Origin of the sequence: Nocardia alni, from assembly GCF_019038435.1 — a bacterium.
Taxonomy (GTDB): Bacteria; Actinomycetota; Actinomycetes; order Mycobacteriales; family Mycobacteriaceae; genus Nocardia; species Nocardia alni.
In genome coordinates this window covers 25950-34856 of record NZ_JAGPOX010000106.1, presented here as the reverse complement: position 1 = coordinate 34856, position 8907 = coordinate 25950, and the positions used below count along the sequence as shown (strand labels likewise).

Sequence of the window (8907 nt, the reverse complement as noted above, 5' to 3'; positions counted from 1 at the left end):
TTGCTGGGCTGGGCGGGAGCAATCCGGCCGGGCTGGGCGGTGGTCATCGTGCGAGGCATTCCTTCGACTGGGGTTGGGCGCACCGGCCCGGCCGCGGGGGGTGACCCGGCGGCCGGGGGTGCGCCCCATACTGCGCAGGTTGGGCGCATACTGACCGTACGCTGGTCGTCACGAATGCGCCACTGTTTGATGGTATGAACCATAAAAATATGGAACATAGAATCGGGCAACTCACCGGCCAACGGCGTAACCCTGCATGCCGCGCGGGTTCGCCCCGGCCGAGAGCACACCGGTCTCGGGATCGCGGGCGACCGCGGTGAGGCGTCCTTCGGACCACGGCTCCCCGATGGTCAGCACATGGCCGCGCCGGCGCAACTGCGCGACGGTCTCCTCGCCGATGCGCGATTCTACGGTCACCACACCCGGCGTCATCGCGCGCGGGTAGAACGACCCCGGGAACGATTCGTTGTGCCAGTTGGGCGCATCGATCGCGCCTTGCAGGTCCAGCCCGCCGCGCACCGGCTCGCGCAGCACGACCGACAGGAAGAAGTGCATCTGCCACTGATCCTGCTGGTCGCCACCGGGCGTGCCGAACGCCATCACCGGAACACCGTCGCGCAGCGCCAGCGACGGGCTCAGGGTGGTGCGCGGACGCCGCCCGGGGGTCAGCGAATTCGGCAGGCCGGGATCCAGCCAGGCCATCTGCAGGCGCGAACCGAGCGGGAAACCCAGTTCGGGCACAACGGGATTGGATTGCAGCCAGCCGCCCGACGGGGTCGCCGAGATCATATTGCCCCAGCGATCGACGATATCGAGATGGCATGTATCGCCACGTGTTTCACCGTTACGGGCTACGGTCGGCTCGCCCGCGCCGAGCCCGGCCGCTGCCTGCGGACCGGCCTTTCCGGCCGCGACGGCCAAGGCGTGCTTGCTCAGCACCGGCGTGCGTCCACCCGGACTGCCCGGACGCAGCTCGTGCGAGGCCTGCTCACCGATGAGAGCCCTTCTCTCCGTGGAGTATTCATCCGAGAGCAGATCGTCCAGGGGAACAGGTGCGGCGTCCCCGTACCAGGCCTCGCGGTCGGCCATCGCGAGCTTGCAGCCCTCGATCAGCAGGTGTACGTAGTCGGGCGAGGCATAGTCCGGCAAACGGTCGGGCAACAGCGAAAGTTGTTGCAGGAACGACGGACCCTGTGACCAGCCGCCCGCCTTGCAGACCGTCCAGCCGTCGCGATCGTAGGTGGCCGGATCCTCGAAACTCGCTTCGAACGAGGCGAAGTCGTCGCCCGTGAGAGTGCCGGTGTGCCGCTCCCCCGAGGTGTCCATCGTGGGTCGGGCGGCCGTGGCCGCCAACGCCTCGGCGATGAAGCCCTCGCGCCACACCCGCCGCGCCGCCTCGATCTGCGCCTCCCGGCCGCTCCCGGCCGCCTGCGCCTCGGTGAGCACCCGCTGCCACGTCGCGGCCAGTGCCGGATTGCGGAACAGCTCCCCCGGCCGGGGGGCGTGCCCGCCGGCCAGATACACCTGCGCCGAGCTGGTCCATTCGGTCTCGAACAGCCCCCGCACGGTCTCGACGGTCCCGATGAACTTCGGCACCGGCGGGTGGCCGTCCCCTGCGTAGCCGATCGCGTACTTCAGCACCTCGGCCGGCGTCCACGTGCCGTAGTCGCGCAGCAGCACCATCCACGCGTCGAACGATCCGGGCACGGCCGCTGCCAATGGACCCGTCCCGGGGATCAGCTCGAGCCCCAGCGAGGTGTAGTGCGCGATGCTCGCCCCCGCGGGCGCCGGACCCTGCCCGCACAGCACCCGCACCGGCCCGCCCGCGGGCGCGAGAATCATCGGCGCCTCGCCCGCCGGGCCGTTCAGGTGCGGCTCCACGACGTGCAGCACGAATCCGGCCGCGACCGCCGCGTCGAAGGCGTTACCGCCCGCTTCCAGGACCGCCATGGCCGACTGCGAGGCCAGCCAATGGGTGGAAGCCGCCATGCCGAAGGTGCCCTGCAAGGTCGGACGAGTGGTGAACATCTGACACTCCTGTCGGTCCTGCCATGCGTTACTCTGCGAATACGCGCCGTGGATGCCCACCGCGGCATCCCCTGTCGCAGCCTACGCAGTGTCGCGTATGCGTCGCTCGGGTCGAGGAGGGTCCGCGCGACGCCGCCGACTTGGCTACTGTGTACTTCAGTAGCGTTCGTTCGGAAGGAACCATGGTCAGCCCCACCGCGTCTCGTCCAGCCGCCGCGTCCGGAACCTTCACCCTCGGCGGTGATCTGCCCGTTCATCGCCTGGGATACGGCTCGATGCAGCTACCCGGCCCCGGAGTGTGGGGAGACCCCAAGGATCCGGACGAGGCCGTGCGGGTACTGCGGCGCGCGGTCGAACTGGGCGTCACCCTCATCGACACCGCCGACTCCTACGGCCCGTTCGTGGCCGAGAAGCTGATCCGTGAGGCGCTGCATCCGTACCCGGACGATCTGGTCATCGCCACCAAGGCCGGGCTGGCCCGCACCAAGCCGGGCACCTGGCTGCCGCTGGGCCGGCCCGAATATCTGCGCCAGCAGCTGGAGCTGAGCCTGCGGCACCTGGGCGTCGAACGCATCGACCTGTTCCAGCTGCACCGCATCGACCCCAAGGTCCCCCTGGCCGATCAGCTCGGTGAACTCGTCGCCCTTCAGAAAGAGGGCAAGATCCGCCACATCGGCCTGTCCCAGGTCACCGTGGCCCAGCTGGAGGCCGCCCGCAAGATGGCCACCATCGTCTCGGTGCAGAACCTCTACAACCTGTCCGACCGCAGCTCCGAAAAGCTGGTCGATTACGCCGAGGCCCACCAGATCGCCTTCATACCGTGGTTCCCCATGGCCACCGGCGAACTTGCCCGTCCGGGCGGCCCGCTGGACGATATCGTCAAGGGCCACACCGCAACTCCGTCCCAGCTGGCCCTGGCATGGCTGTTGCGCCGCTCCCCCGTGATGCTGCCCATCCCGGGCACCGCCAGCATCGCACACCTGGAGGAAAACGTTGCGGCAGCTGAGGTTTCGCTGACCGACGAGGAGTACGCGACGTTGTCCGGCATCAGCGCCCCGGCAGAGGGTGGCGCGGTCCAAGGCATCACCCGCATGTTCCGCCGCCGGTAAGCACCACGCCTCCACCGAATCGGGATTCTTCCCAACCCCAGCGAGTTGCTGGAGACTCGGTAACGTGCCCGGTGCGGGCGAACACTCTCGTCCGCACCAGGGCTGTCCGTTCCGTCTTTTGCTGGCGAGTGTCGTGTGCTCTGTGTTGTGGTTCGCCAGTTGCTGGGGCATGATCTGCCCGACTCCAACCGCAACGCCCACACCTGCGACAACCCCACCCGAACCGGACAACCATCCGCGGTCACATACTCCAGCCCGCATCGCGTCGAGTCCGGCACCCGGCCCTCGTCCGACTGCGCAATCGTCGTCACGGCCGCCGATTCTGCGCCAGCGCGACATCATCGGGACCGGATTCGCCAACCATGTCCGAACCACGCTAGTGAAGGGACCGGCCAGCCAACCGGCTAAACGAACCCGCGGAACACCCTGTCCGGGTCAAGGTGGGCACATCCTGAGAAATCCTGAAAATCCATGTTGCCCAGTTCCCGGTTTCCGTGAATCTCGTGAACCGCGGCCGGTACCGTACGGAATTCGCGACCGTACCCGATCTCATATTCCCACTCTTCGTCGCTCTCGCAGTCTTCTCGCGTTTTCGTGGTCACTGCCAGCACCGCATGGTGATCCGCGCGCATCGTGATGCTGTCCGCGAGGAAGACAACACTGAGTTCCTTACCCGATGCCGCGGCCACTACCTCATCGACTCCGACGCCAGCCCATGCCGGGTCCTCGACGAGGTGAACGTCCGAGGTCCACTCGCTCTCCTTCGCCGTCAGCAGCCTGACCACCTCCTGCCACGCGGAGTGGTCGGTGTAGTCGGTTCTGACGATGACGGCATCGTACTCATCACGGGCGGTGGCATCCGGCAGCGGCTTCATCGCTGAATCTCCCAGTCTCTCGTCAATCCGATTCATGATGCTATTGGATCCCCGCTAGACCGCACGCTCCCCGACCCTGTTCCACAGGGCCCGCTCACCTCACCGGGGTGCGAGGACCAGAGTTACTGCCGCCCAGATCCTCTCGCCAACAACACCCAACCTTCGCCACCTCATATCCCCGAACGCGACACCAGGGCCGACACCACCAACGATGCGGCCGGGATACCTCGTGGTCCGCGCAGCACCTCATGCCTTCACATCGACGCCCTCGCCTTCACCACTCACATCATCATGAGAACCGCTGAGAGCCCCGGAAATCCATACCTCGATACGCTTTCGCTATGGAACCGGACGTGTGTCCAGGACGTCCAAAGGGTAAGTGGACTGTGGCGGACCGATTCGGTCGCCGGATCATGGAATGTCAAGAAATGGTGAGGTGTGGAATTGGCAGGCTTCCTATCGGTGGATATCGACGCGCTGGGTAAGGCCGTGCAGTCATTGCGTAGTTCGGAGCAGGTGCTCACGGACGCCATGAAGGCAATGGCTCGAGGTGGTCACGGCGATATCGGCACCAAGGTGCTCACCGACGCCGCAGAAAGCTTCCAGCGCCGGTGGAAATACGGCATCGAGCAAATCGGCAAGTCAGCGAAGTCGACAGCGGATGGCATCTCGCAATGCCACGATGCCTACCAGCAGGCCGATCAGGAATTCGCCCAGGCCCTCCAGCAGGCCAAATCAGCAGTTCAGGGGTAATCGTGATCGAGACCCCGTATCCCAATCTCGGCTTCAACCCTGTCCCGGGCACCCCGGACGATGTCGCCGGACTGCGCGGGCAGGTCAACTCGGCGGGCGAAGCAGTCAAGGAGACCAATGGTCTGCTGAACCGTCTCCGCAACGCCAACGACGACATCTGGAAGGGCGCAGGTGGCGACGCTTTTCGTGCCCATTTCGACGCGACCCTCGCCCAGGACCTCGGCTACGCCCAGAGCTCACTGGAACGCGCCGTCTCGGTCTTGGACGAGTGGCATACCGACTTGGTCGGCTACCAGAGCACCGCGAAAGGCCTGGAATCCGAGGCCGCTGAGGCCCGAGGCAAACACGCCCAAGCGGAAACCGCCTTCCAACAGGCTAAATCCAATCCCGACCTGGGCCTGGCCGATCAAACGTTCACCGACGAGGCGCAGTTGGCTGCTGCGCAGTCCCGGCTCAATGCCGCCGAGGCCAAGGTCCGCTCGGCCGGCACTGAAGTCGAAAACTGGCAGGGGCAACTAGAGTCCATCCTGAAACGCGCCCACGATCTGGAATCCGAACATGCCCAGAAAGCGCTGAAGGTAGCGGCTGAGCTTGATGCCGCCGCAAAGGATTTCGCCCCGAGCCCGCCGCACCACCACTGGTGGGACAAGATCACCGATGCACTGAAAGCTGTCGGCGATTGGATATCGAAGCATAGAAAGCTGCTGCACAATATCCTGAGTACCGTCTCGGCTATCGGCGGGCTGGTCGCTCTACTCACCCCTCCTCCATTCGATGCTATCGGCATGGCCGTCGGCGCGGTTGCGAGCCTCGCCAATGTGGGCCTCGATGTGAGCGACCCGAAAGTTCGCCATGACATCGGTGATTTCGCCAAGGGGGTGTGGAATGGCGACTTCATGCATGGCGATTTCCATACGAAGGATCTCGGGTCGATAGCTACACTCGCAGGGGATAGCCTCGGGGGCATTCCCGCACTCGGCACGGTAAAAGGAATTGCCTCGATGGGAAAACTGGGAGAGGAAGCCGCCGAGGCGGGCAAAGCAGCCCCCGCGTTGAAGGATGTATTATCCGATGTCGCCAAGTCGCCCGGCTGGGCAGTAAAGAAACTGGAGAAGCTTCCTATCCCCGATTCCGTATTCGGCGTAGGAGCGCATGCCAATCCCGAGCTACGACTGATGAACCGCCTGGACGGAATCGATTTGGCGTGGCGCGGTAAGTCTGTGGTCTCCGACGGTTACCACGACATCAAGGATTGGATTAATTCGTGACTGAAGACGTGGACTTGGCGATGGAGATTCCGGGAGGCTATATCGCGCTTCCACTGAACGGCATCGACAACAGCTTGGCAGCGACCCTGGCGATATTGAAAGAAGCCGGCCCGCCCGATATGGCCCAAGCCGCCGGCCAAATGATCCCTGCGTTGGGGATGTTCCTCGGTGAACTCGCGAGCGATGGCGTTCGTTACTGCGGGCTCGGCAGGCATTTCGTCGATGATGAACTTGTCACATCAATGCTCACAGTCCTTGTCTATGACACCGGCGGCGATACGGAGCGTCCTCGGATCGTCGTGAAGAATATTGCCGACGCCAAGCTGGAAGATGGCGCTCGCGGTGATCTTCAGGTAGTTGACATCGACAATCGGCCTATGATGTTCTTCGAGCAAGTCCGGGATCTGCCGGTACCCGATCTTCCCGGTAATCCCATCCAAGGCGCGGCTGCGCCGGTATATCAGTTCGAGGCTGCAGTGCCCTCTAATGACGGTTCAGCTGTCGCCTCGATCGAACTATCCACGACGTTTGCCGCCCACGGGCCGCAGTATCGGCGCATGATCATCGATATGGCACGTTCAGTAGAACTGAAGCGTCAGAAGACATACGGAGGGTCGCTGAGACTATGAACCATGGTCGGCACGGCGGGGAGCAGGGTGACCGGCCCTTCTCGGCTCCACGGACGGCGCGTGGGATCGAGACGTTCGGACGTCTCGATGAAACGCCGAAAAATCCTCCGCGGCACGGAGAGAACAAGGACCCCAGATATCCGTCACCGCGATTGTTGCGATGGACGTCGGCTTTCATCCTCGACTTGCTGATTCATGCCGGTCCGATGATCGCCGTATTCGTTGTGCTGGCGCACGACACGTCGTTGGCCGACAAGTTACCACAGGTGCGATTGTGGGCCCTGATTTCCTGGCCGGTGCTGTCTTTCATTGATAGAACAGTTGTCCAGAGAGCTTTTCACTCGACCTTAGGCAAGGCGGTATTCGGTCTCGTCGTCATTCGCCCCGAGGATGGCCGATGGCCCACGTTCGGCAGACTGGTCAAAGTTTGGCTGCTCGGATTGCTGAGTTGGGTCGTCATTGCGATCAGCGTCTTCGGAGACTATTCGGGCGGCAGCGGTTCTGATCGGGAAGGATTCGACTTCGTATTACCCGCAGTTCGCCGGGTAGATGTCGGCCGTCGCTGAAGTGCGATGGAATATCGCGGGGGCTCAGCCGATGTCGGCGAGGCGGGGGCCGATGTGTTCGCCGAAGCAGTCGAGCCAGGCTGCTGGGTCCGGGTCTCGGGGAGGGGGCCGATGTTCAGAAGGTCTACGCCCAGGTTGGCGTAAGGGGGTTAGAGACAAGGACCACGATGTCCGGTCCGTAAACGTTGTGCGCCACGTTCATCGAGTCGAGCTTCGTCGCATCCGATCGGTCTGGAGGTGGTGCGTCGCGTTTCGTTCGGACAGATCACCGACACGGCCACGGACACCTTGCAAATGCCATCGCTCACGGACATTCCTTCAATGTCATCGCTCACGGACATGATCCGACGTCATCGCTGACGGTACCGACACCATCGGCAGCTCGAACGCTGTCATCATGCCCGGTCAGGGGACGAGCACTACGACCTCCAGTCCGTGCGCGGCGTGCGCGGCGGCCAGCGCTGCGGCCGGGTCGTCCAGTCCGACGACCGTGATGTCCAGGACCGACAGGTCCAGGACGTCCGCGCGGATCATCGACCACAGGTCCAGGAGGGTCGTGTCGTGGCCCATCCAGGATCCGCGCAGGGTCAGGCGACGGTGCATGAAGTCGCCGTAGGGGATGGGGAGGTTCTCGCGGACGCCGCCGACCAGAACCCAGGATCCGTCGGTGCGGATGGCGTCGTAGCCGGCCATCGTGGGTTCCGCCGAGGGGACCGCGCCGAGCGTGTCGACGACGGCGTCGAGCGGGCCGGCCGCGGCCGCGATAGCCCGGCCGTCGATGCCACGGTCGCCGGTGAGCGGCACCGTGAGTACGCGCGGGTCCAGGCCCGCCAGCCGGTCCAGGGCGTCGCGGTTGCGGCCGACCGCGACGACCGCCGCCGCCCCCCGGGCCAGCGCGATCAGGACCGCCGCCGTGCCGAGCTGGCCGGTCGCGCCGATGACCGCGACGGTCGTGCCCGCGCGCACCCCGGCCCGCTCGATGCCCTCGCCCGCTATGCCCAGCCACTGCAGGAAGGCCAGTCGCTCGGCGGGGTAGGCGTCCGCGCCGGGCAGTGCGATCAGGACGCGTTCGGGTTGCAACGCGCGCTCGGCGAACAGCCCGTCGCGCCAGACCTCGCGCATGCGGTCGGTGGTCGCGGTGGGTCGCCCGTCGTTCCCGATTCCGGTCCAGGCGAGTAGGGCCTCCTGCGGGTCGGCCGCGCGATGCGAGCGAAACAGGGCGGTGGCCGCGACGATATCGCCGGGTTGTACCGCGAAAACATCGGGGGCGGTCGCGGTCACCCGCCCGATTCCGGTGGGGCCCAAGATGATCGGGGTCGGGAATCCGCCGCGGGTACCGGCGACGATATCGACCGTGTAGGCCGGGATCATCGCGGCGAGAACGTCGAGCGTCACCCCACCGCCGCGCAATTCGGGTTCGGGGACGTCCGCGAAACACAGTCCGCCGCCAGGTGTCGTCATCTGCCATGCCTTCATGCCTCCAGTTCATCTCCGGGGCGGCGTGGTATCCAGAATCGGATGATCGTGGAACTGGCGGTACCAGCATGGACTGGTGCCGCGGACCGATAATAGAGTCCCGGCACCCCGAAGGAGACAGCATGACGACCAACGGCTGCCACCACCCGCGCGACCGCACACACCATTTGCAAGCGGATCTCCGAACCGTTCGCAGGTACGAC

The 8907-nt window shown here is 65.0% G+C and carries 8 protein-coding genes; 5 read left to right on the top strand and 3 right to left on the bottom strand.

The window, feature by feature from the left end:
- Nucleotides 1-231 precede the first annotated feature (231 nt).
- On the bottom strand, nt 232-2028 hold the full coding sequence (locus JZ791_RS31405) for a gamma-glutamyltransferase family protein (protein WP_216899344.1): 1797 nt from the start codon (nt 2026-2028) through the stop codon (nt 232-234).
- A gap of 182 nt (nt 2029-2210) precedes the next feature.
- Here JZ791_RS31405 and JZ791_RS31400 point away from each other — a divergent pair, with 182 nt between their 5' ends.
- Nucleotides 2211-3137, top strand: a complete 927-nt coding sequence (locus JZ791_RS31400; RefSeq protein WP_216899342.1) for an aldo/keto reductase — start codon at nt 2211-2213, stop codon at nt 3135-3137.
- Nucleotides 3138-3541: 404 nt separating this feature from the next.
- Here JZ791_RS31400 and JZ791_RS31395 read toward each other — a convergent pair whose 3' ends face one another.
- Nucleotides 3542-4048: a DUF6924 domain-containing protein gene (locus JZ791_RS31395; protein ID WP_216899341.1), complete on the bottom strand. Its 507-nt coding sequence runs from the start codon at nt 4046-4048 to the stop codon at nt 3542-3544.
- Between the two features lie 402 nt (nt 4049-4450).
- Between JZ791_RS31395 and JZ791_RS31390 the strand changes: the two genes are divergently transcribed.
- Genes JZ791_RS31390 through JZ791_RS31375 form a run of 4 tightly spaced genes read left to right on the top strand, consistent with a single transcriptional unit; the run spans nt 4451 to nt 7228 of the window.
- Nucleotides 4451-4765 carry a DUF6507 family protein gene (locus tag JZ791_RS31390; RefSeq protein ID WP_216899339.1) on the top strand — a complete coding sequence of 105 codons (315 nt, stop codon included), beginning with the start codon at nt 4451-4453 and terminating at the stop codon, nt 4763-4765.
- A gap of 2 nt (nt 4766-4767) precedes the next feature.
- Nucleotides 4768-6033 carry a hypothetical protein gene (locus JZ791_RS31385; RefSeq protein WP_216899337.1) on the top strand — a complete coding sequence of 422 codons (1266 nt, stop codon included), beginning with the start codon at nt 4768-4770 and terminating at the stop codon, nt 6031-6033.
- On the top strand, nt 6030-6662 hold the full coding sequence (locus tag JZ791_RS31380) for a hypothetical protein (RefSeq protein WP_216899335.1): 633 nt from the start codon (nt 6030-6032) through the stop codon (nt 6660-6662). Before JZ791_RS31385 ends, JZ791_RS31380 begins: the two co-directional genes overlap by 4 nt.
- Nucleotides 6659-7228, top strand: coding sequence for an RDD family protein (locus JZ791_RS31375; RefSeq protein WP_256461992.1), 570 nt, complete (start codon nt 6659-6661; stop codon nt 7226-7228). Before JZ791_RS31380 ends, JZ791_RS31375 begins: the two co-directional genes overlap by 4 nt.
- 405 nt (nt 7229-7633) lie before the next feature.
- Here the strand turns inward: JZ791_RS31375 and JZ791_RS31370 are convergent, their stop codons facing one another.
- Nucleotides 7634-8689 carry a zinc-binding dehydrogenase gene (locus tag JZ791_RS31370; protein ID WP_216899331.1) on the bottom strand — a complete coding sequence of 352 codons (1056 nt, stop codon included), beginning with the start codon at nt 8687-8689 and terminating at the stop codon, nt 7634-7636.
- Nucleotides 8690-8907: the final 218 nt, after the last annotated feature.

Excerpts from the sequence above, each read along its gene's own strand:
- JZ791_RS31405 (WP_216899344.1), bottom strand. The coding sequence starts at position 2,028 with ATGTTCACCACTCGTCCGACCTTGCAGGGCACCTTCGGCATGGCGGCT.
- JZ791_RS31400 (WP_216899342.1), top strand. The coding sequence starts at position 2,211 with ATGGTCAGCCCCACCGCGTCTCGTCCAGCCGCCGCGTCCGGAACCTTC.
- JZ791_RS31395 (WP_216899341.1), bottom strand. The coding sequence starts at position 4,048 with ATGAATCGGATTGACGAGAGACTGGGAGATTCAGCGATGAAGCCGCTG.
- JZ791_RS31375 (WP_256461992.1), top strand. The coding sequence starts at position 6,659 with ATGAACCATGGTCGGCACGGCGGGGAGCAGGGTGACCGGCCCTTCTCG.
- JZ791_RS31370 (WP_216899331.1), bottom strand. The coding sequence starts at position 8,689 with ATGACGACACCTGGCGGCGGACTGTGTTTCGCGGACGTCCCCGAACCC.